Annotated in this window: 23 protein-coding genes; 15 read left to right on the top strand and 8 right to left on the bottom strand. The window is 72.0% G+C overall.

All coding sequences use genetic code 11. The features are described 5' to 3' along the window. Positions 1–119 precede the first annotated feature (119 nt). From pheS to OHT61_RS05950, 4 genes are all read left to right on the top strand, one after another. Positions 120–1247 (top strand): phenylalanine--tRNA ligase subunit alpha, encoded by a 1128-nt coding sequence (pheS, locus tag OHT61_RS05965; protein WP_329035688.1) that lies wholly within the window; start codon positions 120–122, stop codon positions 1245–1247. Then, the gene (gene pheT, locus OHT61_RS05960) at positions 1247–3757 is read left to right on the top strand and encodes a phenylalanine--tRNA ligase subunit beta (RefSeq protein WP_329035687.1); all 2511 of its coding nucleotides are present in this window, start codon (positions 1247–1249) and stop codon (positions 3755–3757) included. Before pheS ends, pheT begins: the two co-directional genes overlap by 1 nt. 534 nt (positions 3758–4291) lie before the next feature. Then, on the top strand, positions 4292–5632 hold the full coding sequence (locus OHT61_RS05955; RefSeq protein WP_329035686.1) for a transcriptional regulator: 1341 nt from the start codon (positions 4292–4294) through the stop codon (positions 5630–5632). Between the two features lie 87 nt (positions 5633–5719). Continuing rightward, on the top strand, positions 5720–6250 hold the full coding sequence (locus OHT61_RS05950) for an NUDIX hydrolase (protein WP_329035684.1): 531 nt from the start codon (positions 5720–5722) through the stop codon (positions 6248–6250). A 252-nt stretch (positions 6251–6502) separates the two neighbouring features. Here OHT61_RS05950 and OHT61_RS05945 read toward each other — a convergent pair whose 3' ends face one another. Together OHT61_RS05945 and OHT61_RS05940 are read right to left on the bottom strand one after the other, a co-directional pair. After that, positions 6503–7264 carry an isocitrate lyase/PEP mutase family protein gene (locus tag OHT61_RS05945; protein WP_329035683.1) on the bottom strand — a complete coding sequence of 254 codons (762 nt, stop codon included), beginning with the start codon at positions 7262–7264 and terminating at the stop codon, positions 6503–6505. Positions 7265–7425: 161 nt separating this feature from the next. Continuing rightward, positions 7426–9006, bottom strand: a complete 1581-nt coding sequence (locus OHT61_RS05940) for an ABC transporter substrate-binding protein (RefSeq protein ID WP_329035681.1) — start codon at positions 9004–9006, stop codon at positions 7426–7428. A gap of 733 nt (positions 9007–9739) precedes the next feature. On the opposite strand from OHT61_RS05940, the gene OHT61_RS05935 reads away from it, so the two are divergent. Further along, complete coding sequence (locus OHT61_RS05935; protein ID WP_329035680.1) at positions 9740–10111, top strand: hypothetical protein; 372 nt, start codon at positions 9740–9742, stop codon at positions 10109–10111. A 393-nt stretch (positions 10112–10504) separates the two neighbouring features. Here OHT61_RS05935 and OHT61_RS05930 read toward each other — a convergent pair whose 3' ends face one another. Beyond that, entirely contained in the window at positions 10505–11362 is an 858-nt protein-coding gene (locus tag OHT61_RS05930) for a 3-hydroxybutyryl-CoA dehydrogenase (protein WP_329035677.1), read from the bottom strand. 197 nt (positions 11363–11559) lie between these two features. Between OHT61_RS05930 and OHT61_RS05925 the strand changes: the two genes are divergently transcribed. Then, positions 11560–12837: a glycoside hydrolase family 10 protein gene (locus OHT61_RS05925; RefSeq protein WP_329035675.1), complete on the top strand. Its 1278-nt coding sequence runs from the start codon at positions 11560–11562 to the stop codon at positions 12835–12837. A gap of 72 nt (positions 12838–12909) precedes the next feature. Here OHT61_RS05925 and OHT61_RS05920 read toward each other — a convergent pair whose 3' ends face one another. Both OHT61_RS05920 and OHT61_RS05915 read right to left on the bottom strand, forming a co-directional pair. Next, positions 12910–13113: a DUF1918 domain-containing protein gene (locus tag OHT61_RS05920; protein ID WP_329035673.1), complete on the bottom strand. Its 204-nt coding sequence runs from the start codon at positions 13111–13113 to the stop codon at positions 12910–12912. A 42-nt stretch (positions 13114–13155) separates the two neighbouring features. Then, complete coding sequence (locus OHT61_RS05915; RefSeq protein WP_329035671.1) at positions 13156–14157, bottom strand: DMT family transporter; 1002 nt, start codon at positions 14155–14157, stop codon at positions 13156–13158. On the opposite strand from OHT61_RS05915, the gene OHT61_RS05910 reads away from it, so the two are divergent. The 4 genes from OHT61_RS05910 (at position 14156) to OHT61_RS05895 (ending at position 18009) form a co-directional block, all read left to right on the top strand. After that, positions 14156–15601 carry an aminotransferase-like domain-containing protein gene (locus OHT61_RS05910; RefSeq protein WP_329035669.1) on the top strand — a complete coding sequence of 482 codons (1446 nt, stop codon included), beginning with the start codon at positions 14156–14158 and terminating at the stop codon, positions 15599–15601. The genes OHT61_RS05915 and OHT61_RS05910 overlap by 2 nt on opposite strands. A gap of 10 nt (positions 15602–15611) precedes the next feature. Continuing rightward, positions 15612–16049, top strand: a complete 438-nt coding sequence (locus tag OHT61_RS05905; protein WP_329035667.1) for a GNAT family N-acetyltransferase — start codon at positions 15612–15614, stop codon at positions 16047–16049. A 67-nt stretch (positions 16050–16116) separates the two neighbouring features. Next, positions 16117–16692 (top strand): histidine phosphatase family protein, encoded by a 576-nt coding sequence (locus tag OHT61_RS05900; protein WP_329035665.1) that lies wholly within the window; start codon positions 16117–16119, stop codon positions 16690–16692. 153 nt (positions 16693–16845) lie between these two features. Further along, on the top strand, positions 16846–18009 hold the full coding sequence (locus OHT61_RS05895; protein ID WP_329035663.1) for a serine hydrolase domain-containing protein: 1164 nt from the start codon (positions 16846–16848) through the stop codon (positions 18007–18009). Here OHT61_RS05895 and OHT61_RS05890 read toward each other — a convergent pair. The 3 genes from OHT61_RS05890 to OHT61_RS05880 form a co-directional block, all read right to left on the bottom strand. Continuing rightward, complete coding sequence (locus OHT61_RS05890) at positions 18003–18671, bottom strand: response regulator transcription factor (RefSeq protein WP_329035661.1); 669 nt, start codon at positions 18669–18671, stop codon at positions 18003–18005. The genes OHT61_RS05895 and OHT61_RS05890 overlap by 7 nt on opposite strands. Beyond that, positions 18668–19957, bottom strand: a complete 1290-nt coding sequence (locus OHT61_RS05885) for a sensor histidine kinase (RefSeq protein ID WP_329035659.1) — start codon at positions 19955–19957, stop codon at positions 18668–18670. The genes OHT61_RS05890 and OHT61_RS05885 overlap by 4 nt, the downstream gene beginning before the upstream one ends. A gap of 226 nt (positions 19958–20183) precedes the next feature. Beyond that, entirely contained in the window at positions 20184–20945 is a 762-nt protein-coding gene (locus OHT61_RS05880; protein ID WP_329035656.1) for a LysR family substrate-binding domain-containing protein, read from the bottom strand. Between the two features lie 57 nt (positions 20946–21002). On the opposite strand from OHT61_RS05880, the gene OHT61_RS05875 reads away from it, so the two are divergent. The 5 genes from OHT61_RS05875 (at position 21003) to OHT61_RS05855 (ending at position 26405) form a co-directional block, all read left to right on the top strand. Further along, complete coding sequence (locus OHT61_RS05875; RefSeq protein ID WP_329035655.1) at positions 21003–21404, top strand: DUF5997 family protein; 402 nt, start codon at positions 21003–21005, stop codon at positions 21402–21404. Positions 21405–22020: 616 nt separating this feature from the next. Then, positions 22021–23049 carry an N-acetyl-gamma-glutamyl-phosphate reductase gene (gene argC, locus OHT61_RS05870; RefSeq protein WP_329035652.1) on the top strand — a complete coding sequence of 343 codons (1029 nt, stop codon included), beginning with the start codon at positions 22021–22023 and terminating at the stop codon, positions 23047–23049. 85 nt (positions 23050–23134) lie between these two features. Further along, on the top strand, positions 23135–24289 hold the full coding sequence (gene argJ / locus OHT61_RS05865) for a bifunctional glutamate N-acetyltransferase/amino-acid acetyltransferase ArgJ (RefSeq protein ID WP_329035651.1): 1155 nt from the start codon (positions 23135–23137) through the stop codon (positions 24287–24289). Beyond that, positions 24286–25212 carry an acetylglutamate kinase gene (gene argB, locus OHT61_RS05860; RefSeq protein ID WP_329035648.1) on the top strand — a complete coding sequence of 309 codons (927 nt, stop codon included), beginning with the start codon at positions 24286–24288 and terminating at the stop codon, positions 25210–25212. Before argJ ends, argB begins: the two co-directional genes overlap by 4 nt. After that, positions 25209–26405 (top strand): acetylornithine transaminase, encoded by a 1197-nt coding sequence (locus OHT61_RS05855; protein ID WP_329035646.1) that lies wholly within the window; start codon positions 25209–25211, stop codon positions 26403–26405. Before argB ends, OHT61_RS05855 begins: the two co-directional genes overlap by 4 nt. Positions 26406–26425 lie beyond the last annotated feature (20 nt).

Genomic DNA, 26425 nt, shown 5'->3' with positions numbered 1-26425 from the left:
CCGCGGACCGTAGACTCGACCTTTGGCACCTTCGCGCCCTCGGTCGTCGAGCGGGGACCGCGAGGTCCGGGGTGTCCCCGGTTCAGCGCAGTATCAGCCAATCGGAAGCACGGGAAGAGATGTCGGCACCGAACAAGTCGTACGACCCAGTCGAGGTCGAGGCACTGAAACCGGAAGAGATCGAGCGCATGCGGGACGAGGCGTTCGCCGCCTTCGCCGCCGCCGGCGACCTCGACGCGCTCGCCCAGGCGAAGACCGCGCACACCGGTGGTACCTCCCCCCTGTCGCTCGCCAACCGCGAGATCGGGGCGCTGCCCCCGCAGGCCAAGGCCGAGGCCGGCAAGCGCGTGGGCCAGGCCCGCGGCGCCGTCTCCAAGGCGCTGGCCGCCCGGCAGGCCGAGCTGGAGGCCGAGCGTGACACCCGGGTGCTCGTCGAGGAGGCCGTGGACGTCACGCTGCCCTACGACCGCACCCCGGCCGGCGCGCGCCACCCCCTGACGACCATCATGGAGCGCGTCGCCGACGTCTTCGTGGCCATGGGCTACGAGATCGCCGAGGGCCCCGAGGTCGAGGCGGAGTGGTTCAACTTCGACGCCCTGAACTTCGTGCCGGACCACCCGGCACGCCAGATGCAGGACACCTTCTTCGTCCAGGGCGCGGACGGCGCCAGGAACGACGAGTCCGGTGTCGTGCTGCGGACGCACACCTCACCCGTCCAGGCGCGCTCGCTGCTCAGCCGCAAGCCCCCCGTCTACGTGGTCTGCCCGGGCCGGGTCTACCGCACCGACGAGCTCGACGCCACGCACACCCCGGTCTTCCACCAGATCGAGCTGCTGGCCGTCGACGAGGGCCTCACCATGGCCGACCTCAAGGGCACCCTCGACCACATGGTCCAGGCGCTCTTCGGCCCGGAGGTGAGCACCCGGCTGCGGCCGAACTTCTTCCCGTTCACCGAGCCGTCCGCCGAGATGGACATGGTCTGCTACGTCTGCCACGGCGAGTCCGTCGGCAACCCCGACCGCCCCTGCCGCACCTGCGGCAGCGAAGGCTGGATCGAGCTCGGCGGCTGCGGCATGGTCAACCCGAAGGTGCTCGTCGCCTGCGGCGTGGACCCCGAGAAGTACAGCGGATTCGCCTTCGGGTTCGGCATCGAGCGGATGCTGATGTTCCGCCACAACGTAGAGGACATGCGAGACATGGTCGAGGGTGACGTCCGGTTCACCCGGCCGTTCGGGATGGAGATCTGATGCGCGTCCCGCTTTCCTGGCTGCGGGAGTACGTCGACCTGCCGGTGACGGAATCCGGCCGTGACGTACAGACCAAGCTCGTCGGCGTCGGCCTCGAGGTCGAGGCCGTCGAGCAGACCGGCGCGGGGCTCAAGGGCCCCCTGGTCGTCGGACAGGTGCTGACCATCGAGGAGCTGGAGGGCTTCAAGAAGCCCATCCGCTTCTGCACCGTGGACGTCGGCGACGCCAACGGAACCGGCGAACCGCAGGAGATCGTCTGCGGCGCCCGCAACTTCGCCGTCGGCGACAAGGTCGTCGTGGTCCTCCCGGGCGCCGTGCTGCCCGGCGACTTCGCGATCGCCGCGCGCAAGACGTACGGCAAGACGTCCCACGGCATGATCTGCTCCACCGACGAGCTCGGCATGGGCGACGACGGCACGCACGGCATCATCGTGCTGCCGCCGGAGTTCGAGCCCGGCACCGACGCGATCGAGCTCCTGGAGCTCGTCGACGAGGTCCTCGACATCGCCGTCACGCCGGACCGCGGCTACTGCCTGTCGATGCGCGGTGTCGCCCGCGAGACGGCCACCGCGTACGGGCTGCCGCTGCGCGACCCGGCGCTCCTGGACGTCCCCCCGCCCAACGCGCACGGCTACCCGGTGAAGGTGTCCGACCCGATCGGCTGCAGCAACTTCACCGCCCGCACCGTGACGGGCCTGCGTCCCGAGGCGCGCTCCCCGATCTGGATGCAGCGCAGGCTGCAGAAGGCCGGGATGCGCACCGTCTCGCTCGCGGTCGACATCACGAACTACGTGATGCTCGAGCTGGGCCAGCCGCTGCACGCCTACGACCGCGGCCGCGTCGAGGGGCCGATCGGCGTCCGCCGTGCCCAGCAGGGCGAGAAGCTCACCACGCTCGACGGAACCAAGCGCGTCCTGGACGCCCAGGACCTGGTCATCACCGACGACCGCGGGCCGATCGGTCTCGCGGGCGTCATGGGCGGCGCCGACACGGAGATCGCGGACACGGCCGAGGAGGCCGGTACCACCGAGGTCGTCATCGAGGCCGCGCACTTCGACGCGATCACCATCGCCCGGACCGCACGCCGCCACAAGCTGAGCTCCGAGGCGTCCAAGCGCTTCGAGCGCGGCGTCGACCCGCAGGCCGCCGCCGCTGCCGCGCAGCGCACCGTCGACCTGCTGGTCCTGCTGGCGGGCGGTACGGCCGAGGCGGGGGTCACGGAGATCACCGCACCGTCCGCGCCCCGCACCATCGCGATGCCCGCGAGCCACCCCGACCGGGTGGCGGGGGTCGCGTACGGCCGCGAGACCGTCGTACGCCGCCTGCAGGAGGTCGGCTGCGACGTCTACGGGCAGGACGAGCTGATCGTCACCGTGCCGTCCTGGCGTCCCGACCTCACCGCGCCGAACGACCTCGCCGAAGAGGTCATCCGGCTGGAGGGGTACGAGAACCTCCCGTCCACCCTGCCGACGCCGCCCTCGGGACGCGGGCTCACCGACCGCCAGCGGCTGCACCGCCGCATCGGCCGGGCCCTCGCCGGCGCCGGTTACGTCGAGGCGCTGAACTACCCGTTCATCGGGCAGGCCGTCCTCGACCAGCTCGGCCTGGAAGAGGACGACGCCCGCCGCCGCACGGTCGACCTCGTCAACCCGATCTCCGACGAGGAGCCGGCGCTGCGCACCACGCTGCTGCCGGGACTGCTCGGCGCACTGCGGCGCAACGACGGCCGTGGCAGCCACGACCTGGCGCTCTTCGAGACGGGGCTGGTCTTCCGGCCCACCGGCGAGGAGACGAAGGCCGTCCGGCTGCCCGTCGACCGCCGGCCCACCGACGAGGAGATCGCCGGACTGGACGCCACGCTGCCGCGCCAGCCCCGCCGTGCCGCCGTCGTCCTCGCGGGCGCCCGCGAGCAGGCCGGCTGGTGGGGCGAGGGCCGCCCGTCCGGCTGGGCCGACTCCGTCGAGGCGGCGCGCACGATCGCCCGCGAGGCGGGCGTCGAGGTGACGGTCCGCGCCGACCGCCACGCCCCGTGGCACCCCGGCCGCTGCGCGGCCCTGTACGTCACGGTCGACGGCCGGGAGACGCTCTTCGGGCACGCGGGCGAACTGCACCCGCGCGTCGTCAAGGAGCTCCACCTGCCCGAGCGGACCTGTGCCATGGAGGTCGAACTCGACGTCCTGGAGCAGGCCGTCGACGGCGCGCTCCAGGCTCCCCGGATCTCCACCTTCCCGGTGGCGACCCAGGACGTCGCCCTCGTCGTCGCCGAGGACGTGTCCGCCGACGTGGTCGAGAAGGCCCTGCGCGAGGGCGCCGGCGACCTGCTCGAATCGCTGCGTCTGTTCGACGTGTTCACCGGCGAGCAGATCGGTGAGGGCCACAAGTCGCTGGCGTACGCGCTGCGGTTCCGTGCCCCCGACCGCACGCTCACCGTCGAGGAGGCCTCCGCGGCCCGTGACACGGCGGTCGCCCTGGCCGCCGAGCGCACCGGCGCGGTGCTGCGCGGCGCCTAGGCACGCGTGGGGAGAGGGGCGTGTCCGGCCACCGGACACGCCCCTCTCCCCGTTCTCGCGGACGGCCCGGTGACCGCACACGAACCCGGCTGTCATCGGGGCAGTGGGCCTGTACGGTCCGGCGCCGTCCGTTCCGCCACGGAGTGTCGGGCAGGCCGGCGGGACGAACGGCGCGGGTGCGGGTCGTCGAACTGTACGAGGGGGAGCCGACGACCCGGCCGCCTCTTGCGAGGCACTTATTCAAGCGAGCGGTGACCCGGCGCGGCAGAGTGCACAGCCGGACCCTTCGGGCATTCCGTTCACACCCCGTGTGAATCGTGCTCCACTGAGGGATGACCACTGAGGGATGCCCCGTCGCTCGTGACGGATCGGCGGGCGGCGTCCCACACGGCGCATCGCACGGCGCGGGGACGTCCGCGTACGGGACGTGTCCGGACGCCGGCGACGCGGCGAGGCGCCGTGGCCGTCGTCGCACGCCCGCCAGGGACGACGGGACATCCCTTAGGCTCGTCGCGACACGCACATGGGGGGGCAATGGAGCCCAACGTCCTGCTCGAAACCCTGATCGACGAGGCGGGTGTGTCCCGTGCGGGACTCGCCGGACACGTCAACCAGGCCGGCCGCGCCCGCGGGCTGACCCTGCGGTACGAACACACGGCGGTCGCCCGCTGGCTCAAGGGCCAGCGCCCGCGCGGACAGGTCCCCGACCTGCTGTGCGAGGTCCTCGGCCGCAGGCTGCACCGGTCGGTCACCCTCGACGACATCGGCATGGGCGTCCTGGGGGCGCACAGCGCGGCCCACGGCGGCGGGCTGCCGGGCTTCGTCGAGCACGCGACCGCCCTGTGGCGCTCCGACGACCAGCAGCGCCCGGACCTCGCCGCCGTGCCGGCCGTCACGGGCACCACGGCGGTGATGCCTGTCTGGGAGTGGGAGAACCCGCCCGAGGACACGGACGTGTCCCGTCCCGGTCCCTCACGGGTGAGCATGGCCGACATAGCGATGCTCCGGGCCGCCCGCGCCCACTACGAACAGATGTACCGGAAAGCGGGAGGCATGGCGACCAGGTCCCGGGTCGTCGGATTCCTCAACGCCGAGACCGCTCCGCTGCTGCGCGGCGGTTACAGCGACGCGACCGGCCGTCAACTGCACCGCGCGACCGCCGGACTGGTGGCCGTCGCCGGCATCTGCGCGTACGACTCGGACGCCCACGGGCTAGCGCAGCGCTACTTCCACCAGGCCCTGCGCCTGGCCAAGGCCAGCGGGGACCGCGGCCTTGGCGGCTACGTCATCGCGCTGCTCGTGAACCAGGCGCTGTACCTGGCCGACTTCCGCCGGTCCGTCGCCTTCGCCGAGGCGGCCCTGAGGGCGGCGGGACCGCACATCACCCCGGCACTCGCCGCCGACCTGCACGCCATGCAGGCCAAGGCCTACGCGCAACTGGGCGACCACCGCGGCTCCCTGGAGTGCATCCGCCGGGCCGAGGCCGAGGCGGACCGCATCGGCACGGGCAGCGAGCCCGAGGAGACGGGATACGTCCAGCCGGGCCTGGTCAACGTCCAGGTGGCCGAGGCGCTGCTGAACCTGGGAGACGTCGCCGGAGCCCGGGAGCACGCCGCCGCGGCCGTACGCTCCCCGGCGCACGACCGCGGGACGGTGCACCGGCTGGCCATGCTCAGCCACCTGGAACTGCTGCAGGGCGAGGCGGACAGGGCGGCCGGTACCGCGTGCGAGATGGCGGAACGCGCCCGGGGCATGGATTCGCAGCGGTTGCGGGACCGGATGCGTTCCGTCCGTGACCATCTGGCCGCGAGCGGCAGCGCCGAGGCCGAAGCGGCGGCCGGTGTCATCGAAGGGACGCTGCGCGTGCCCCTGTGAGCCGTGCACCCGGCGCCTCCGCACGTTCCCCTGCGAGGCGGATCCTGCTGCGATGTTGCCATCGACCAGTCGAAAGGTGGCAGAACTGTGCAGTGGGCGAACTTAAACGAACAGACCGTATATGAGAACCGCTGGTTCCGGGTCAATCTGGCGGATGTCGAACTCCCCGACGGCCGGCACCTGGACCACTTCCTCATCCGGCTCCGCGCCGTCGCCGCGGCGACGGCCGTCAACGAGGCGAACGAGGTCCTGCTCCTGTGGCGGCACCGGTTCATCACCGACAGCTGGGGCTGGGAGTTCGCCGCAGGTGTGGTCGAGGACGGCGAGGACGTGGCAGCCGCTGCCGCACGGGAGATGGAGGAGGAGACCGGCTGGCGCCCCGGCGAACTGCTCCCGCTGATGACGGTGGAGCCGGCCAACGGCCTCATCGACGCCCGGCACCATCTCTTCTGGTCGCGCGAGGCGACGTACACCGGGCATCCGGCGGACGACTTCGAGTCCTCGCGCCGCGAGTGGGTCCCGCTCAAGCTCGTGCCCGACATGATCGCGCGCGGTGAGATCCCGGCGGCCAACACGGCGGCCGGGCTGCTGATGCTCCATCACATGCTGCAGGGCTGACGGCGTGTTCCCGTGTGGCGGGACGACCGGACAGGCCGGCCCGCCGCACGGGGAGGTGCTCAGACGTTCGGGCGGGAAGTGGGGGCCGGTGTACGCACCCCGGCCGCGGCCCGCACGGTCCACACCGTGGGGCCACGGCCGGCCTGACGGCCCGTAGCAGCGCACCACGGCCCGGGGATCAGGCCCCGGGCGCGAGCACCGTGGCTGGGCAGGCCCCTTGGAGGCCCCGCCGCGATGCCGTGCAGGCGGTTGTCAGAGCGCCCACGGCTTGAGCATGTCCCTCATGGCATCCGTCATCGCGAACTGCAGGAGAGGGCCGTAGGTGATCCGGCCGACGCCGAGGCGGCGGAAGCGGTCGAGGTCGTGCTTGACCGGGTGGGCCGTCGAGTTCACGGGAACGCTGAGGGCACCCGTCACCGCTGCGAGCAGGTCGTCGTCGTCCTGGATGGTCACCGGGTAGACGCTGTCGGCGCCCGCCTGCTCCAGGGCACGCAGCCGCTCGATCGCCTCGTCGAGGACGGAGGAGGAGTCCTCCGCGTGCAGGAAGAGGTCGGTACGCCCGTTGATCCAGACCGGGACCCCCGCGTCGTCGGCCGCCGCGCGCAGGGCGCCGACGTAGCTCGCGTGCTCCTGCGTGCTGCGCACGCGCCCGCCCTCGGAGTGCACGGTGTCCTCGATGTTCAGGCCGACGCCTCCGGCGTCGGTGAGGCCCGCGATCAGGTCCGCGGGGTCCTGACCGTATCCGGCCTCCAGGTCCACGGAGACGGGAACGTCGACCGCCGCGATGATGGGCCTCACCGCGTCGAGGACCTCCGCGAAGGTCTGCCCCTCGTGGTCGGCGGCACCACGGGAGTCGGCGAGCGGGTGGCTTCCGATGGTCAGCGCCGGGAATCCGGCGTCGACCGCCGTCCGCGCCGACCAGACGTCCCAGACGGTCGGCAGCACGAGCGGGCTGCGCTCGGCGTGCAGCTTCTTGAAGAGTTGAGCGCGCTCAACGGTGGTACGAAGGTTCATGTCGAACACGCTACCTCCGCGGTCCCACTCCCCGGTGGGGGAGGGGCGCCGGCTCCGGGCCGGCGCACACATCCCGCGGGCCGCCGCATCCGCCGTCGCCGGGCGGGCGGGTGCCCGCTCCGGCGAGGGATCCGGCGGCCCGCGGGATGGCGCTGCCCGGTTCAGCCGCGGCCGAGCTCCCAGAGCTGGAGCACCGAGGAGGAGTTGATGGCGTAGGCGATGCCGGTGACGTCACGTCGTGCGGCGACGTACTGCTTGCCCTGCCAGAGGGGAAGGATGGGGACGTCCTCGGCGACCGTGTCCTGGATCTCGGCCAGGGGCGCCATGGCCGACGCCCGGTCCGCCTCACGTCGGGTCCGCGGGATCAGCGTGTGCTGGATGGTCGTGTTCGAGTAGGGCAGGCCGAGGAAGTTGTTCTTGTCGAGGAAGGGGGCGACGAAGTTGTCGGCGTCCGGGAAGTCCGGGAACCAGCCCATGCCGAAGACGTCGTACTCGCCCTTCTGCTCGGCCGGTCTGAAGGTCGCCCAGGGGTGGCCCTGAATGGTGACCTGGAACAGGCCGCTGTCGTTGAGCTGCTTGCGCAGGACCTCGAACTCCTGCTTGGTGGCCGATCCGTAGTGATCCGTCGTGTAATGCAGCTTCAACTTCAGCGGAAGACCGACCCCGGCATCGGTCAGCAGGGATTTCGCCTTGGCGTCACTCGGCTCTCCGTACTTGTTGAAGAACGAGTTGGTGTGACCGGTGACGAACGCCGGGACGAGTGAGTACAGCGCATCGGCTTGCACGCTGTAGACGGCGGCGACCAGTTCGTCGCGGTCGATGACCTGGGCGATCGCCTGGCGGACCGCTTTGGACTTCACGGTCGGCGCTGCGGTGTTGAAAGCGAGGTAGCGGATCTCCAGGCCGGGAAGGTCCACGAGTTCGGCGTTCTTGTCGGTGCCGGTGTCCAGCGCGTCGATCTGTGACGGCGACATCGTGCGGACCATGACATCGACCTTGCCGCTGTCGATCGCGGCGCCCATGGCCTCGGAGTCCTTGTGGACGCGCAGGACCACCTGGTCGTTGTTCACTTTCAGGCTTCCGCGATAGCGGGGGTTCTTCGCGTAGGTGACGTCGGTGATCGCGTTGTCCCGGACGTCGGCCTTGAAGGTGTAGGGGCCGGAGCCGTCGACCTCGAACCCGTCACGCAGGTTCTTCTTGTCGTATTTCTTTGGGTTGACGATGCTCGCGACGGGCGTGGTGAGCTTGTAGGGGAAAGTGGCATCGGCCGTCTTGAGATGGAAGATGACCTCGCGACTACCCTTGGTCTCGATCGTGTCGATGGTGTTCAGCAGGGCGGCGACACCCGTGTCGGCGTTGATGGCGAGGGAACGTTCGATGGAATTCTTCACGTCGGTGGCAGTGATCGGGGTGCCATCGGAGAATTGCAGGCCCTCGCGCAGCTTGCAGTCGAATCGTTCATTCCCCTTATCGGTGAAGAGGCATTTCTCGGCGGCTTCCGGAACCGGTTCGCCCTGACCCTTGGGCTGAATCATCAAAGTCTGCATCGTCTGCCGCAGCAGGTTCCAGGTGCTGGTGTCATATGTGTACGCGGGGTCGAGTGGCGCCGGGGCGTCCTCGGTGGCGACGAATTGGTCGGTCGTGGCGACGACTATGGACACGCTCTCCTCTTTTCCGCAGGCGGAAAGAGTCGGAGGAAGCAGGCTGACCGCAGCTGCAAGCACCAGAAGTTTGCGGTTCATGGGAAGTTTCTCCAGTAATCGATGCGGCCGCGTACCTGGCACGCACGGTGGTGGGTCAGCGTGTCGACATAGCGGCAGTGCTATCGACTGACCTGATGCTCAGAAATTGGGCGTACAAGTGAACACGTGGTTGCGTCCTGATGGTTCGACGCGGTCGAACGTGGCCGCCCCTGGAGTTCGTACACACAGAAAACGCTTGATGTATCAATTTTATGAGGGATGTGAGTGCACTGTCAATGTTTGAGTGGCCGTCAGATGCATCCAGGCAGACGCTGCCGTAAGGGAGTTATGGGGATTAACCGCTCCGGATTCCGGAGGTGCCCTCCGGGTCCCGCCGTTGCCAGGGTCCTCGCCCACGCCGCTGCCGCCGCCGCTGTTGCCGTCCGCGCGGGGGCGGGCGAGCGGGGGAGGGAGCGCGAGCGGGCCCGCGGCCGCGACCGGAGCCGGGGACGGCTCAGGCCCGGCGGCACCGGCGCTGCCGGCTCGCGCGCGACGCGGTGCGGCCGGTTCCCCGCGGACTTCGGCGCCGTAGTGGGATGCCTGCCTCTCGACCCGGTCCAGGGGTGCCCGGCGTCGCAGGGGCACGTAATTCACCAGGCAGGCAAGCGATATGACGGGACGTTCACAACCGTCGGCCGCCATGCTTTCGATTTGCCTCGGAACACGGAGCCTTTCCGGCCCCGGCCCGACGGCGCGGGGCCGAGTGTCGGAGCCGTGTGATGGGATACCCGGCATGGCGCAGTACCTGGTGCTGGTCGACGGTGGGGCGCGCGGATGGCGGGTCGACCGCGATGCGCTCACTGCGGCGATCCGGTCCCGGTGGCCGGACGCCGAGGCCGACGCGGCGCACCGAGGCGAGGCGCGAAGCGGCTGCTGGCGCTTCGAGACCGGGAAGGGTCCGGGCGAGGCGTATCTGCATCAGGACGGGACCTGCCTGTACCTGGACGTTCGTCACGAGGACGCCGTCCGCCTGGCGACCACCTTCCGCAGGCTCGCTCCGGCGGACCTCGACCTGATCTTCTGCGACGAGGGCTACACCTTCGACGTCCGGCTCGGGCCCGAGGCCACCGACGCCGAGCTGACCGCTCTGATGAACGACGCCTGACTCCGCAGCGCGTGCCATCCGCTATGTCGACCTTGCCGCTTCGCGCGGGGCATCCGTGGTCCTGGACGGAAGCGCCGCTGACACCGCACCGGACGCATCGCCCTGGGCACCGCAGCGCGGGTGGGACCTGTCTGCACGCCTGGGGATCGTCACAGGGGCCGACGCCGGAACCGGACCGGCGCCGTGGGCGGCGCGAGCGTCATCGGTCCGGCCGCGCCGTGCGCGGCCTGCCGGCCGTGCGCAAGCCCGGCAGGCCGGTGAGGTCCGCACGGGCGTCCATGACGACGCCGGCCGGCGGGTGTCGCGAGAGCGGTCCGACGGCCGCGCCGCCGGGGCGCCGTTCCGGATGGACTCACTCCGGAACGGCGCCACTCGGTGGCCCGGCCGCACTTGCTAGTACGGGTAGAACCCCGACCCCGTCTTGCGGCCGAGCCGGCCCGCGTCGACCATGCGCTGGAGCAGCGGGGGAGCGGCGTACAGCGGCTCCTTGTACTCCGCGTACATCGAGTCGGCGACCGAGGCCACGGTGTCCAGGCCGATCAGGTCGGCGAGTTTGAGCGGGCCCATCGGGTGGGCGCAGCCCATCTCCATGCCGTTGTCGATGTCCTCGCGGCTGGCGATGCCCGACTCGAACATCCGGATCGCGGAGAGCAGATACGGGATCAGCAGGGCGTTGACGACGAAGCCGGACCTGTCCTGGGCGCGGATCGCGTGCTTGTCGAGCACGTTCTGCACGACCGCCTCCGCACGCTTTATGGTCTCGTCGGACGTCGTCAGCGCGGGGATCAGCTCGACGAGCCGCTGCACCGGGGCCGGGTTGAAGAAGTGGATGCCGATGACCTGGTCCGGGCGCGAGGTGGCCACGGCCAGCTTCACCAGCGGGATGGACGAGGTGTTCGAGGCGAGAATGGCGTCCGGACGGGTCACCACCTGATCGAGTACCTGGAAGATCTCGGTCTTGACCTGCTCGTTCTCCACGACGGCCTCGATCACGAGATCACGGTCCGCGAATTCGCCGAGGTCGGTGGTGAAGCTGAGGCGGGCGAGGGTCTCGTCCCGCTCCTCAGCGGTGATCTTGCCGCGTTCGGCGGCCTTGGAAAGGGAGTTGTGCAGGCGGGTACGCCCTATCTCCAGGGCCTCGCCGGTGGTCTCGGCCACCTTGACCTCGAGGCCGCTGCGGGCACACACCTCCGCGATGCCTGCGCCCATCTGGCCACAGCCCACCACTCCGACGCGTGCAATGTCGGCCATAGAGTCCGTCACCTCGTGCCTTTCGCTGATCTTCGTGTGGCAGTTCCCGTTTGATTCCGGTGTCCGCCTCGACCCCACGACGTTACTCCGCGACGAGGCTCCGGTGAGCTGCGGGTCTCACGGAATCGGGGCAGGCATGATCTGTGTCACGCACTCCGGACGTGACAAAAGGGAACAGAGAAGCGGAAGGTGCATACATGAGTCGTTTGGGCCGTAGGTCGTTCGTGATGGGTGCGGTGAGCACGGTGGCCGCGCTGATGACCGCGGGTGATGCCGTCGCCGTGCCCCGGCCGGGTGCCGGCCGGCACCGCAGGGCAGGCGAGGGGGAGATGCGCGGGGTGTGGATCGCCACGGTCGCGAACATCGACTGGCCCTCGGCGACCGGTCTGAGCGCGGCCGCCCAGGAGGCGGAGCTGATCGCTCATCTGGACCGGGCGGTGGACCTGAAGCTGAACACCGTCGTCCTCCAGGTCCGGCCGACCGCCGACGCGCTGTGGCCGTCGTCGTTCGAGCCGTGGGCCGAGTGCCTCACGGGCGTCCAGGGCAAGGATCCGGGCTGGGACCCGCTGGGGACGGCGGTGCGTGAGGCGCACGCGCGCGGTCTGGAACTGCACGCCTGGTTCAACCCCTACCGGGTGGCCAACCACACGGACCCCTCGAAACTGGTCGCCACCCACCCGGCGAGGATTCACCCGGAATGGGTTCTTCCGTACGGCGGGAAGCTCTACTACAACCCGGGACTGCCCGAGGTCCGCACGTTCGTCCAGGACGCGATGCTCGACGCGGTCAGCCGCTACGCGATCGACGCGGTGCACTGGGACGACTACTTCTACCCCTATCCGGTGGCCGGCCAGGACTTCGACGACGACGACGCGTTCGCGGAGCACGGCGGGGACTTCACCGACAAGGACGCCTGGCGCCGCGACAACACCGACCGGCTGGTGCGCGAGACCGCCGCGCGGATCAAGGAGGTCAGGAGCGGTACACGGTTCGGGATCAGTCCCTTCGGCGTGTGGCGCAACGCCTCGACCGACCCGGCCGGCTCCGACACGGCGGCGGGTGTGCAGACGTACGACGATCTGCACGCCGACACCCGCAAGTGGGTCGAGGAGGGCTGGATCGACTACATCTGCCCGCAGATCTACTGGAACATCGGCTACGCCGCCGCCGACTACGCGAAGCTGCTGTCGTGGTGGGCCGGGACGGTCGAGGGCACGGGGGTGGACCTCTACGTGGGGGAGGCCCTGCACAAGGCCGGTGACCCCGCGCAGCCCGCCGCCTGGCAGGACCCGGCCGAACTCTCGCGGCACCTGGACCTCGCGGCCGGTCACCCGGAGGTGGGCGGGCACGTCTACTTCTCCGCCAAGCACGTGAAGGCGGACCGCATCGGGGCCATGGCCCGGGTGGTGGCCGACCACTACGCGACGCGGGCCCGCGCGCCGCGCCGACACGGCGCGCGGACCGCGCGGCGCTGACCCGGCGCGCGGACCGCGCGGCCGTCCGGCGCGTGCGCCGCGGGCCACTCGTGCCCCCGGCGCACGCGCGTCCTACCTGTCCCGGTCCTCCGGAGTCGCGTGCTGTACGACGCTGTCGGGTCCCGGGGACCTGATCGACTCGTGCCCGTCCTCGAAGCGCAGCCGGTACGGGGGGCCGCCGCCGTCACCGAGCACCTCGACGATCTCTGCGACCCGGTCGTGCTGTCCCACGGTCCTGCCGTGCGTCAGCAGCCGGTCGCCCTCATGTGCCTCCATCGGGAGTGACCTCCTCACGGATGGCTTTCCTTGTCGACAAGTCTATGACCGGAGGCGGTCCACGCGTCCTGTGGAGCGTGAGCACCGGCCCGCCGCCGGGCTCCTCTCCCGGCTGCCGGACCACTGGGTGACGGCGATGCAGAGCAGTACGGCGACAGCCGCCACCGGGGCCGCCACGGACACCTCCTCGCCGAGCGCGAGGAAGGACCAGACGAGCGTCAGCAGCGGCTGTGCCAGCTGCAGCTGGCTGGCGCGCGGAACCCCGATCCGCGCCATCCCCCGGTACCAGACGTAGAGGCCGAGGAAGGTCGATCCCGCGGCCACCCAGACCAGCCCGGCGATCCCGCGCGCCGTCGGGTGCACCGGTTCGAAGGGCAGGGCCACGGCCGCGCCCGCCACCGCGAGGGGAAGCGCGAGGATCAGGGCCCAGCCGATCACCTGCCAGCCCGGCATCACCTTCGCCAGCCGGCCGCCCTCGGTGTAGCCGGCCGCGCAGACCAGCAGCGCCCCGCACAGGTACGCGTCGCCCCCGGAGAGCGCGCCGCCGCTCTGCTGGAGCGTGAAGGCGATCACCACGGCGGCGCCCGCCGCGGCCGCCGCCCAGAAGGCCCTCGACGGCCGCGCACCGGTGCGCAGGGCGGACAGGAGCGCGGTCGTCAGGGGCAGCAGCCCCACGACGACGGCCGCGTGCGAGCTGGTGGAGGTCCGCAGCGCCAGTGTGGTCAGCAGCGGGAACCCCACCACGACCCCGCCCGCGACGACCGCGAGGCCCGGCCAGTGGTGTCGGGCGGGTGGCGGGACCCGGCCCGCGAGAAGCGCACCCGCGGCGATCAGGGCGGCCAGCAGGCTGCGCAGAGCGACGAGCGACCACGGGCCGAAGCTCTCCAGCCCCCAGACGGTCGAGGGGAAGGTCAGGGAGAAGGCGACCACGCCGAGCCCGGCGAGCAGCACGCCGCTGTCGGGCGTCCTGGGTGACGCGGCGCTGCTGTCGGGCGTGGTGACCGCTATCGCCAGACGGTCGGTAGCGCTATTCTCGGCTCTCATGCAAGAGCGTAGCAGCGTGTTGGAACTGGCGAAATCCCTGCGGGACGAACTCGACCGCTACTCTCCGGGTGGAAAGCTGCCGTCCAGTCGGACCCTGGTGGAGCGCTACAAGGTCAGTCCGGTGACCGTCTCCCGGGCCGTCGCCCTGCTCGCGGCAGAAGGGCTCGTCGTGACCCGGCCCGGTTCCGGGGCGTTCCGCGCGCAGCCACCGGCGAGCGTTCCCGAAACCGGGGACACCTCGTGGCAGGAGGTGTCCCTCAGCGGCGACAGCGGGCCCGAGGTCGTGCCGCGTACCGTCGACGCCTCCGGAGTCCTCGTCACGCTCGCCGCCCCGCCGCCCGGGGTCGTGGAGTTCAACGGCGGCTACCTGCATCCCGGTCTCCAGCCCGAGCGGGCGATGGCCGCCGCGCTCGCCCGGGCCGGCCGACGGCCGGGGGCGTGGGGGAGGCCGCCCACCGACGGGCTCACCGGACTCCGCGACTGGTTCGCCCGCGAGATCGGCGGCACGCTCCGCGGGTCCGACGTCCTGATCACGGCCGGCGGCCAGAGCGCCCTGGCCACCGCGCTGCGGGCCGTCGCCCCGCCGGGCGCCCCCGTCCTCGTCGAGTCGCCCACCTATCCGGGCATGCTGGCCGCCGCCCGGGCCACCGGCCTGCGGCCCGTACCCGTGCCCGTGGACGTCGACGGGGTCCGGCCGGACCTGTTGGAGGCGGCGTTCCGTGCCACCGGGGCCCGGGTGTTCGTCTGCCAGCCGCTGTTCCAGAATCCGACGGGTGTGGTGCTCGCCCCCGGGCGGCGTGAGCGGATCCTCAGGGCGGCCCGCGCGGCCGGCGCGTTCGTGGTGGAGGACGACTTCGCCCGCCACCTCGTCCACGACGACGCCGGCCCGTCGCCCGAGCCGCTGGCGGCCCACGACCCGGACGGGATCGTCATCCACGTGCGCTCCCTCACCAAGATCACGTCCCCCAGCCTGCGCGTGGGGGCCCTCGCCGCGCGCGGCCCCGTCCTGGAACGCCTGCGCGCCATCCAGGTCGTCGACAGCTTCTTCGTGCCGCGCCCGCTCCAGGAGGCCGCGCTCGAACTCGTCGGCTCGCCCGCCTGGGAGCGCCATCTGCGTACGGTCGCCGCCGAACTCGGCCGCCGGCGCACCCACCTGGCGGCCGCGTTGCGCACCCGGCTGCCCGAACTCGCCCTGCCGCACCTGCCGTCGGGCGGCGCCACCGTCTGGCTCCGCCTGCCCGGCCCGGAGACCGAAGCCGCGCTGGTGTCCGCCGCGCTGAGGGCCGGCGTCGCCGTGGCACCGGGCCGCCCCTACCACTGCGCGGAACCGCCGGCCGGTCACATCAGGCTGAGCTTCGCCGCCGTGTCCGGGCCGGCCGAGATCGCGGAGGGCGTGCGCAGGCTCCGTGCGGCCTGGGACGAACTGCCCGCGCGGGGGCGATAGCCTCCCGCCCATGACCGACACCGGTATATCCGCGCCGCGCCACGAGATCTCCCACGACCCGGCACGCCTCGACCACGCCCGCATCCACCACTGGCTCTCCACGGACGCCTACTGGGCCCTCGGGCGTACCCGCGAGAAGCAGGACCGCGCGATCGCCGGTTCCCTCAACTTCGGTGCCTACGACCTCGCGACGGGCGAACAGGCCGCCTACGCGCGCGTGGTGACCGACCACGCGTCCTTCGCGTGGATCTGTGACGTCTACGTCGACCACGCGGCGCGGGGCCGCGGGCTGGGCACCCGGCTCGTCACCGCCGTGCGGGACCACCTGGCGCCCATGGGCGTGACCAGGTTCCTTCTCGCCACGAAGGACGCCCACGGGGTGTACGCGAAGATCGGCTTCGCGCCTCTCGAGATCCCGGACATGTGGATGGCTCTCCAGACGGGCTGAGGAAGCGCTTGCGCGGCGCCGTCCGGCCCTCTTGACCGGCGGGGCGTTCGCCCCCACGATCGCGCCCATGAGTGTTCGCGTCTCACTGGTCGCCGCAGCACGCAGCTCCGCCCTGCTCGCCGAGCGCTTCGACGACGACCGGCCGCTCGACGACACGGGCTGGCACGAGGTGAGGCTCGCCGCGCACGCCCTGGTCCCGCTCGGCGCCGCCGAGATGCGCTACTGCTCACCCACCCCGCGCAGCCGCGCCACCGGCGACGCCCTCGGCTACGCGCCGCTGGTCCAGCCCGCCCTGCGCGACTGCGACATGGGCCGATGGCGGGGCTACACCTTCTCCGAGGTCGCCGCCGGCGAGCCGGCCGGTGTCCACACCTGGCTCACCGATCCGCGCTCCGCCCCGCACGGAGGGGAGTCGCTGCTCGCCTTCATCTCCCGTATAGGGGGCTGGCTCGACACCCGTCCCCTGCAGGACGGCGCGATCGTGGCCGTCGCCGAACCCGCCGTCGTCCGCGCCGCCCTCGTGTACGCGCTCAAGGCCCCGCCGATGACGTACTGGAGCGTCGAGGCGCGCCCGCTGTCCACGGTGACGCTCGTCGGACTGCCCGGCCGCTGGACCCTCAGCCTCGAAGCGCTTCCGCACTGACGGCGAGCGCGTCGCGAGGGTGATCCGGAACCCCCGGCCGTACGGTCGCGAGGGCGTTCCGGGAGTCCCCCGGTCGAACGAACGGGGCCCCGGCGCCTATCCGCCGGTCCGACCAGTCGGTATGGTGCGAGCCACCGAGACGAGGAGAGACCCGTGCCGCAGATCCACGGCCACTGTGACGACCGCTTCACGGCGGTGCGCGACGCGTTCGCGGCGAACTTCACCGAGCGCGGCGAACTGGGCGCGGCCGTCACCGTCCTGCTCGACGGCGCGCCCGTCGTGGACCTGTGGGGCGGCTGGGCGGACGGCGGCCGGACCCGGCCGTGGGAGCGTGACACGGTGGTCAACGTGTGGTCCACGTCCAAGGGACCGACGGCCCTCTGCGCCCACCTCCTCGTCGACCGCGGACTCCTCGACCTGGACGCCCCGGTCGCGGACTACTGGCCCGAGTTCGCCGCCGAGGGCAAGGAGTCCGTACGCGTACGCCACCTCCTCTCGCACCGCTCCGGCGTCGCGGGTCTGCGCGATCCGCACACCCTGGCCGAGCTCTACGACTGGGAACTGACCACGGCCCGCCTGGCGGCCACCGCCCCGTGGTGGGAGCCCGGCACCCGCTCCGGCTACCACGCGATCTCGTACGGCTTCCTCGTCGGCGAGGTCGTCCGCCGCGTCACCGGCATGCTGCCGGGGGAGTTCCTGCGGCAGGAGATCACCGGGCCGCTCGGCATCGACTTCAGCTTCGGGTACCCGGAGAAGGACGCCGGGCGGGTCGCCGAACTCGTCCAGCCGAAGTCCGTCGCACGGGAACAGGCCGCCCTCTTCGCCCGGATGGAGCCCGTCGCCCTGGCCTCCCTGCTGAACCCCGGCACGGGCATCGCCGCGGCCAACACCTCCGGCTGGCGTGCCGCCGAGATCCCCGCGGCCAACGGTCACGGCACCGCGCGCGCGGTCGCCGCGCTCTACGGCATCCTCGCCGGACACGGATCGCTCGACGGCCGTCGGATCCTGTCCCGGGAGGCGGCCGAGCGGGTCCGCGAGGGCCAGGGGAGCTGCCGCGACCTGGTGCTGGGAGCGGGCTTCACCCACGACACCGAACTGGGCCTGGGCCTCTGGCTGAGCGGCCCGAACGGCTCCTACGGCCCCAACCCCCGCGCGGTCGGCCACGACGGCGCGGGCGGCTCCTGCGGCCTCGCCGACCCCGAGGCCGGGATCGCCCTCGGATACGTCATGAACCGCATGGGCCCGAACATCGCCGACGACCCGCGCAAGATGGCCCTCGTCGACGCGGTGTACGGCGCGCTCCCGCGGACTCAGTAGCCGGCCGGCCGCACCAGCCCCGACTCGTACGCGTGGACAGCGGCCTGCGTGCGGTCGCGCAGGCCGAGCTTCACCAGGATCCGGCTCACATGCGTCTTCACCGTCTGCTCGGCCACCACCAGGCGCACCGCGATCTCCGCGTTCGACAGGCCCTGCGCGATCAGGGAGAGCACCTCCGTCTCGCGCTCCGTCAGATCGCCGGCACGCTCCCTGACCGGGGCGCGCGGACCGGAGCTCACCCGCGAGAACTCCGCGATCAGGCGCTTGGTGATGTTCGGTGCCAGCAGGGCGTCACCGGCCGCCACCACCCGCACGGCCTCGGCGAGTTCGGCCGCCGACGCGTCCTTCAGCAGGAACCCGGAGGCGCCCGAGCGCAGCGCCTCGTACACGTACTCGTCGAGGTCGAAGGTGGTCAGTACCAGGACGCGGACCGTCGCCCCCGGGGCTCCGGTGAGGCGCCGGGTGGCGTCGATGCCTCCCAGACGCGGCATGCGTATGTCCATCAGGACGACGTCCGGGCCGAGTTCCGCCGCCTTCTCCAGCGCGTCCAGTCCGTCCACGGCCTGGCCGACGACCTCGATGTCCGGCTCGGCGTCCAGCAGCACCGTGAATCCTTGACGGACCATCATCTGATCGTCGGCGATCAGCACACGGATCGTCATGCGGGTTCCTCCAGGGGAAGCGTCGCCACTACTTCGTAGCCTCCGCCGGGGGCGGGGCCGTGCGTGAGATCGCCGCGCAGCATCGCGGCGCGTTCCCGCATGCCGAGCAGTCCGTGCCCCACTCCGCCGGTGTCCGCGGGAGGTGAGTCGGGGGCCGTGTTCGTGATCCGGACGGTGACGGCCGCCGAGTGGTAGCCGACCTCCACCCTGGCGCGCGCACCGGGAGCGTGCCGCATCACGTTGCTCAGCGCCTCCTGCACGATGCGGAAGGCCGACAGCTCCACACCCGGCGGCAGGGGACGCGGCCTGCCCGTCGTCTCCGTGTCGACCGCGACGCCGGCGCCGCGCACCTTGCCGGCCAGTTCCTCGAGCCGGCCGAGGGTCGGCTGCGGTGCGTGGCGCAGCCCGTCCGCCGCGGCGTCCTCCGAGCGCAGGACGCCCAGCACCCTGCGCAGCTCGGCCAGCGCCTCGACCGCGTTCTCCCGTATCCCGGCGAGGTTCTCCCTGAGCTCGTCCGACGGGTTCTCGACCAGGTGCGGGGCGACCTGCGCCTGGATGGAGATCACCGACATGTGATGGGCGACCACGTCGTGCAGCTCGCGGGCGATCCGGTTGCGCTCCTCCAGCAGCGTGCGACGCGCCCGCTCCTCCTCGGTCAGCTCCGACTGCTCCACCAGCTCGGTGCGCGCCACCCGCAGGGCGCGCAGGGCGGCCCCGGTCACGACGGCCGTGCCGACGGCCGTCGCGGCGACCCCCGGGGTCACGGCGTCGGCCCCGGTGGTGAAGCCGCCGGCCGCCAGCCCCGCCAGCAGGCTCACCGCCAGGGCGAGGAGCGCCCGGCGCGGGTGGACCCGCAGCGTCAGCAGGAGGAGCGCCCCGCTCTGCAGTGCGATCTCCGGACCCGTCCACGGGAGGAGTCCGCCCGACGGCATCGCGGACCCGGCGACGCGGACGCTGATGACCATCAGGACCAGCGAGGCCCACCAGGCGTACAGGGGCCGCCACATCCCGGCGAGGAGGGCCGTCGCCTGGAGCACGACCAGGACCACCACGTGCTCCGGCACAGCGGCACCGTCAGGGATCAGATCGGGCACGTGCCACACGGCGACGACCGCCGTCAGGAGCGTGAGCAGCATGGCGAACGCGGGCCGCCAGACCGGCGCCCCGGGCTGCCCCGGGGCCGGGATCGCGTCCACGGGTGTGGCCCACAGATCCTCGTACAGCCTGCGCCACAGCCCTCGCAGACCGGACACCAGTCCCTTCCCTGCCCCCGCCGCCCCCGTCATGGCCCCCAGCCTAGGCATGGTGCGACTCCCGGTCCGGGCGGGTCCGTCGAGGCCCGGGCGCGCGGGTGAGCCGTGAGCAGGACGCCATGGAATGTCCTTCCGTACCGGATGGTGCTCGTCGGATCCGGTACCGAAGCTACGGACCGACCCGTGCGGCCGGCATCCCGCGCGGGAGCGCACCTGCCGCGTAGCTCTCGAGTACTACGGGTAGGGGGCGCGTACCCCGCTACGGCCTCCGCCGCGGCTTTCCCCGCTTGGCCGCGCCCTTGGGGTTCTTGGCACCGGAGGCGCCGCGCGCGTTCCTGCCCCCCGCCTGCTTCCGCGGGGCGGGCGTCTTCTTGTCCGCGCGCTTCGCCTTCGGCTGCGGCGGTGTCGGGGGACGCCCCCGGGTGCTGTTCACCGTCCGGCCGCGGACGATCCCGATGAACTCCTCCACCAGGTCCGTGGTCTCCTCCTCGGGCCACGCCAGTGCGATCCGCGACTCCGGGACACCGGCGAGCGGCCGGTAGGTGAGGTCCTTGCGGTGATGCAGACGGGCGAGCGACTGCGGCACGACGAGCAGCCCCACCCCGGCCGCGACCAGCTCGACCGCGTCCGCCGTCGTGGCGGGCCGCTCGAAGGCCGGCCGGCCCGGCGGGCGCTCCCAGTCGAGGACGTCGTCGAGCGGGTGCAGCACGATCTCCTCGGCGAGGTCCTCCACCGACCTCTCCTCGACGGCGACCGCGGCGTGGTCCTTGGGGATCACGACGACCGTCGTCTCGGTGTAGAGCGGGATCGCGCTGAGATCCGTGCGGTCCACGGGCAGACGGACGAAACCGGCGTCGGCGCCGCCGTCGCGCAGCAGCTCCGCCGCCTCGGCGGCGGGCACGCCGACGAGGGACAGGGGGGTGCCGGGCAGGCGCTCGTTCCAGATCCGCACCCACTTGGTCGGGGTCACGCCGGGAACGTAGGCGAGCCGGAACGCAGGGGGTACTTCCGAGCCAGTCACCCCGCCAGGTTACCGGCCGTGGTCGGAGGCGGCGCACACGCTCGATACCCTGGAACCATGACGTCGCACCAGACCACCCAGACCATGAAGCCCGCCACGGCGGCGAAGAAGCTGGGTGTGTACCTCGAAGCCACCCCCGCCGAGTTCCAGGAGGGCGTCGTCTCGCGCGCCGAGCTGAACGCGCTGCAGACCGACCCGCCCCAGTGGCTGCAGGAGCTGCGCCAGAACGGCCCGCACCCCCGTCCGGTGGTCGCCTCGAAGCTGGGCGTCTCCATCGCCGGCCTCGCGCGCGGCGGCGTCACCGAGCCGCTCACCACCGAGCAGATCGACGCCCTCAAGGAGGAGGGTCCCGAGTGGCTGGCCAAGGAGCGCGCCACCCAGGCCGAGGTCCGCAAGGAGACCGTCCGCATCAAGGAGCGGAACGCGGCCAGGGCCGAGCAGGCCGACCGCGACGCCTGATCCAGGTGTGAACCGGGCAGCCCCGGCTCGGTGCCGTGGGCGGGGGCCGGGTCCGGGGGCGCCAGGGACCCGGGCGGCCCGGCGCGGCGTTCGAGTGCCGGGCGCCGACCGCAATCCGCCGCCCCCAGGAGCAGGCCGACGGATGCCGTATGCCGCGACGGCGGTCCGCTACCCCCGCGGCATCGCTACGGGGGTCACCGCGCGGAGGGTGCCGGCAGGTCCCGGGCCGGACCGGTGCCGGCGTCGGAGTACCGCGTGGGCGATCGAAGGACTGCGGGGCCGACCCGGGCGGCACACCCCGTGCACACGGGCCTCGTGGCAGGCGAAGCGGATCGCCGCTCGAACAGGGCTTGGTCGAGGGAGTCGTCGTACGCGCGGACGCTCCACCCCGCAGAGAGGGCGCACCGGTGCTGTTCGCCGCCGGGCACGTTCCCGATCAGGGCGAGGGCGGCGGTGGCGCCGGTGCCCGTCCAGTGCGCGACCGTTGGGGGTGTTGCGCCCGGTGGGCGGGGTGGAGATCCTGACGGCCTCGATCAACGCGGTGGTGGCGACCGCCGATCTTTGCATAAAACTGCATAGCTGCGTATAGTCATGCCATCGATGAGGAGGATGTCCGATGGTGGTACGCGTGGCAGTGGCAGGGGCGAGCGGATACGCCGGCGGTGAACTGCTCCGTCTGCTCCTCACCCACCCGCAGGTCGAGATCGGGGCCCTCACCGGCCACTCCAACGCGGGAGAGCGCCTCGGCGCGCTGCAGCCGCACCTGAGGCCGCTCGCGGACCGGGTGCTCGCGCCGACCACGTCCGACGTCCTGGCCGGGCACGACGTCGTCTTCCTGGCGCTGCCGCACGGGCAGTCCGCCGCCGTCGCCGAGCAGCTCGGGGACGACGTCCTCGTCGTCGACATGGGCGCCGACTTCCGGCTGAAGGACCCGGCCGACTGGGAGAAGTTCTACGGTTCGCGCCACGCGGGCACCTGGCCCTACGGCCTGCCCGAACTCCCCGGCGCCCGCGCCGCCCTTGAGGGCGCCAAGCGCATCGCCGTGCCCGGCTGCTACCCCACCGCGGTGTCCCTCGCACTCTTCCCGGCCTACGCCGCGGGCCTCGCCGAGCCCGAGGCCGTCGTGGTCGCCGCGTCCGGCACCTCCGGCGCGGGCAAGGCGGCCAAGCCGCACCTCCTCGGCTCGGAGGTCATGGGCAACATGACCCCGTACGGCGTCGGCGGCGTCCACCGGCACACCCCCGAGATGATCCAGAACCTCGGCGCGGCCGCCGGGGAGCCGGTCACCGTGTCCTTCACCCCCACCCTGGCCCCCATGCCCCGGGGCATCCTCGCCACGTGCAGCGCGAAGGCCAGGCCGGGAGTGGACGCCGAGTCGCTCCGCGCCGTCTACGAGAAGGCGTTCGCCGACGAGCCGTTCGTCGACCTCCTGCCGGAGGGGCAGTGGCCGTCCACCGCCGCTGTGTACGGTTCGAACGCTGTTCAGATCCAGGTCGCCCACGACGATGCGGCCGGCCGGATCATCGTGATCAGCGCCATCGACAACCTGGCGAAGGGCACGGCGGGCGGCGCCCTGCAGAGCATGAACATCGCCCTCGGGCTTCCCGAGGACACGGGACTGTCCACGATCGGGGTCGCACCGTGAGCGGCGTACGGGCCGCCCGGCCGCGGACGGCGGACCACGCAGCAGGGCCGGGCCACGCCGGCGGAGAAGCGAACGAGGAGATGCAGTGAGCGTCACGGCAGCGAAGGGATTCACGGCGGCGGGCATCGCCGCCGGGATCAAGGAGAGCGGCGGCCCCGACCTGGCCCTCGTGGTCAACAACGGGCCGCGCCGCGCCGCCGCGGGCGTCTTCACCTCCAACCGCGTCAAGGCCGCCCCGGTCCTCTGGTCGGAACAGGTGCTCAAGGGCGGCGAGGTGACCGCCGTCGTGCTCAACTCCGGTGGCGCCAACGCCTGCACCGGCCCCCAGGGCTTCCAGGACACCCACGCCACGGCCGAGAAGGCCGCCGAGGTGCTGCCCGGCCACAACGCCGGTGAGATCGCCGTCGCGTCGACCGGCCTGATCGGTCTGCTCCTCCCGATGGACAAGCTCCTGCCCGGAGTCGAGCAGGCCGCGGCCGCCCTCAGCGAGCACGGCGGCGAGCGGGCCGCCATCGCGATCAAGACCACGGACACGGTCCACAAGACGTCCGTCGCGGAAGGCGAGGGCTGGACGGTCGGCGGCATGGCCAAGGGCGCGGGCATGCTGGCCCCCGGCCTCGCCACCATGCTGGTCGTCCTCACCACCGACGCCGACGTCGAGGCGCCCGCGCTGGACACCGCGCTGCGCGCCGCCACCCGCACCACCTTCGACCGGGTCGACTCCGACGGGTGCATGTCGACCAACGACACCGTGCTGCTGCTCGCCTCGGGGGCGAGCGGCATCACCCCCGCGAAGGCCGACTTCGACGAGGCCGTCCGCAGCGTCTGCGCCGACCTGGCCCGGCAGTTGATCGGCGACGCCGAGGGCGCGTCCAAGGACATCCGCATCGAGGTGGTCAACGCGGCGACCGAGGACGACGCCGTCGAGGTCGGGCGGACCATCGCCCGCAACAACCTCCTCAAGTGCGCCATCCACGGCGAGGACCCCAACTGGGGCCGCGTCCTGTCGGCGATCGGCACCACGAAGGCAGCCTTCGAGCCGGACCGGCTGAGCGTCGCCATCAACGACGTCTGGGTGTGCAAGAACGGCGGCGTAGGCGAGGACCGCGACCTCGTCGACATGCGCTACCGGGAGGTCAGGATCACCGCGGACCTGGCGGCAGGGGACGAGTCGGCCGTGATCTGGGCCAACGACCTCACCGCCGAGTACGTCCACGAGAACAGCGCGTACAGCTCATGAGCGCCGCGAGGAAGCACACCGCGCTGCCCAAGGCCCAGATCCTCATCGAGGCGCTGCCCTGGCTCACCCGGCACAACGGCGCGACCATCGTCATCAAGTTCGGCGGGAACGCCATGATCGACGAGGAGTTGAAGGCCGCCTTCGCCCAGGACGTCGTCTTCCTGCGGCACGCCGGCCTCAAGCCGGTCGTGGTGCACGGCGGCGGCCCGCAGATCAACGCCCAGCTCGACCGGCACGGCCTGGTCAGCGAGTTCAAGGCCGGGCTCCGCGTCACGACGCCCGAGGCCATGGACGTCGTGCGGATGGTGCTGGCCGGACAGGTGCAGCGCGAGCTCGTCGGCCTGCTCAACCAGCACGGCCCGTTCGCCGTCGGCATGACCGGTGAGGACGCCCACACGATCACCGCCACCCAGCACCGTCCGGTGATCGACGGCGAGGCCGTGGACATCGGCCGGGTCGGCGAGATCACCGACGTCGACGCCGGGGCCATCCAGGCGCTGCTGGACGACGGCCGGATCCCGGTCATCTCGTCCATCGCCCGGTCCGCCGAGGACAACCACGTCTACAACGTCAACGCCGACACCGCCGCCGCCGCGCTCGCGGCCGCGCTCGGTGCCGAGACGCTGATGGTCCTCACGGACGTCGAGGGCCTCTACGAGGACTGGCCCCACAGCGACGACGTGATCAGCCGCCTCACCGCCACCGAACTGGAGAAGCTGCTTCCCTCCCTCTCCAGCGGCATGGTGCCCAAGATGCAGGGCTGCCTCCACGCCGTACGCAACGGCGTCGGGACCGCCCGCGTCCTCGACGGCCGGGTCCACCACTCGATCCTGCTGGAGATCTTCACCGACGAGGGGATCGGCACGATGGTCGTGCCCGACGCGGCCCCCGCCGCGCAGACGGACATCAAGGGGGAGTCATGAGCAACCAGGAGTTCGCGCGCCGCTGGCAGGGCGCGCTGATGGACAACTACGGGACCCCGCAACTGCCGCTGGTGCGCGGCGAGGGCGCCAGGGTGTGGGACGCGGAGGGCGCGGAGTACCTCGACTTCGTCGGCGGGATCGCGGTCAACGCGCTCGGGCACGCCCATCCCGCCGTGGTCAGCGCCGTCTCCACCCAGATCGCCACCCTCGGGCACGTCTCCAACCTGTACACCGCCGAGCCGCCCATCGCGCTCGCCGAGCGGCTGCTGCAGCTCTTCGGCCGTACCGGCAGGGTCTTCTTCAGCAACTCCGGCGCCGAGGCCAACGAGGCGGCCTTCAAGATCGGCCGGCTGACCGGGCGCCCGCACATGGTCGCCACCGGTGGCGGCTTCCACGGCCGGACCATGGGCAGCCTCGCCCTGACCGGCCAGCCGGCGAAGCGCGAGCCGTTCCTGCCGCTGCCCGGTGACGTCACCCACGTGCCGTACGGCGACGCCGAGGCCCTCCGGGCCGCGGTCACGACCGACACCGCGCTGCTGATCATCGAACCGATGCAGGGCGAGAACGGTGTCGTCGTACCGCCCAAGGGCTATCTGGAGGCGGCCAGGGAGATCACCCGGGCCACCGGCACCCTGCTCGTCCTGGACGAGGTGCAGACGGGGATCGGCCGGTGCGGGCACTGGTTCGAGCACCAGGCGCATCAAGGGGTCGAGCCCGACGTGGTCACCCTCGCCAAGGGGCTCGGCGGCGGCCTGCCGATCGGCGCCACCGTCGCGTTCGGCGCGGCGGCCGACCTCCTGAAGCCCGGTCAGCACGGCACGACGTTCGGCGGCAACCCCGTCGCGTGCGCCGCCGGTCTCGCCGTCCTGGACACCCTCGCGGCGGACGGGACCCTCGACCAGGTCAAGCGGCTCGGCGAGCGCATCCGGGACGAGGTGGAGGGCCTCGCCCATCCGCTGGTCTCCCATGTCCGGGGCTCCGGACTGCTGCTGGGTGTCGTCCTCACCGGGCCTCTCGCACCGAAGGTGCAGCAGGCGGCGCAGGCAGCGGGGCTCCTGGTGAACGCACCCGCCCCCGACGTCGTGCGACTCATGCCGCCGCTGATCATCGGTGACGCGGAGGTGGACGCGTTCCTGCGTATTCTGCCGGGAGCTCTCGACGCGGCTTACGGGGACGGACGATCCGGAGAGTGACGTTCCGGAGAATGAGGCGA

It is taken from the genome of Streptomyces sp. NBC_00178 (assembly GCF_036206005.1).
Lineage (GTDB): Bacteria > Actinomycetota > Actinomycetes > Streptomycetales > Streptomycetaceae > Streptomyces.
This window is presented reverse-complemented; position numbering and strand designations above follow the sequence as displayed.

Excerpts from the sequence above, each read along its gene's own strand:
- argB (WP_329035648.1), top strand. The coding sequence starts at position 24,286 with ATGAGCGCCGCGAGGAAGCACACCGCGCTGCCCAAGGCCCAGATCCTC.
- OHT61_RS05890 (WP_329035661.1), bottom strand. The coding sequence starts at position 18,671 with ATGACGATCCGTGTGCTGATCGCCGACGATCAGATGATGGTCCGTCAA.
- OHT61_RS05905 (WP_329035667.1), top strand. The coding sequence starts at position 15,612 with ATGACCGACACCGGTATATCCGCGCCGCGCCACGAGATCTCCCACGAC.
- OHT61_RS05930 (WP_329035677.1), bottom strand. The coding sequence starts at position 11,362 with ATGGCCGACATTGCACGCGTCGGAGTGGTGGGCTGTGGCCAGATGGGC.
- argC (WP_329035652.1), top strand. The coding sequence starts at position 22,021 with ATGGTGGTACGCGTGGCAGTGGCAGGGGCGAGCGGATACGCCGGCGGT.
- OHT61_RS05885 (WP_329035659.1), bottom strand. The coding sequence starts at position 19,957 with ATGACGGGGGCGGCGGGGGCAGGGAAGGGACTGGTGTCCGGTCTGCGA.
- pheS (WP_329035688.1), top strand. The coding sequence starts at position 120 with ATGTCGGCACCGAACAAGTCGTACGACCCAGTCGAGGTCGAGGCACTG.
- OHT61_RS05900 (WP_329035665.1), top strand. The coding sequence starts at position 16,117 with ATGAGTGTTCGCGTCTCACTGGTCGCCGCAGCACGCAGCTCCGCCCTG.
- pheT (WP_329035687.1), top strand. The coding sequence starts at position 1,247 with ATGCGCGTCCCGCTTTCCTGGCTGCGGGAGTACGTCGACCTGCCGGTG.
- OHT61_RS05935 (WP_329035680.1), top strand. The coding sequence starts at position 9,740 with ATGGCGCAGTACCTGGTGCTGGTCGACGGTGGGGCGCGCGGATGGCGG.
- OHT61_RS05875 (WP_329035655.1), top strand. The coding sequence starts at position 21,003 with ATGACGTCGCACCAGACCACCCAGACCATGAAGCCCGCCACGGCGGCG.
- OHT61_RS05855 (WP_329035646.1), top strand. The coding sequence starts at position 25,209 with ATGAGCAACCAGGAGTTCGCGCGCCGCTGGCAGGGCGCGCTGATGGAC.
- OHT61_RS05925 (WP_329035675.1), top strand. The coding sequence starts at position 11,560 with ATGAGTCGTTTGGGCCGTAGGTCGTTCGTGATGGGTGCGGTGAGCACG.
- OHT61_RS05940 (WP_329035681.1), bottom strand. The coding sequence starts at position 9,006 with ATGAACCGCAAACTTCTGGTGCTTGCAGCTGCGGTCAGCCTGCTTCCT.
- OHT61_RS05910 (WP_329035669.1), top strand. The coding sequence starts at position 14,156 with ATGCAAGAGCGTAGCAGCGTGTTGGAACTGGCGAAATCCCTGCGGGAC.
- OHT61_RS05920 (WP_329035673.1), bottom strand. The coding sequence starts at position 13,113 with ATGGAGGCACATGAGGGCGACCGGCTGCTGACGCACGGCAGGACCGTG.
- OHT61_RS05915 (WP_329035671.1), bottom strand. The coding sequence starts at position 14,157 with ATGAGAGCCGAGAATAGCGCTACCGACCGTCTGGCGATAGCGGTCACC.
- OHT61_RS05945 (WP_329035683.1), bottom strand. The coding sequence starts at position 7,264 with ATGAACCTTCGTACCACCGTTGAGCGCGCTCAACTCTTCAAGAAGCTG.
- OHT61_RS05955 (WP_329035686.1), top strand. The coding sequence starts at position 4,292 with ATGGAGCCCAACGTCCTGCTCGAAACCCTGATCGACGAGGCGGGTGTG.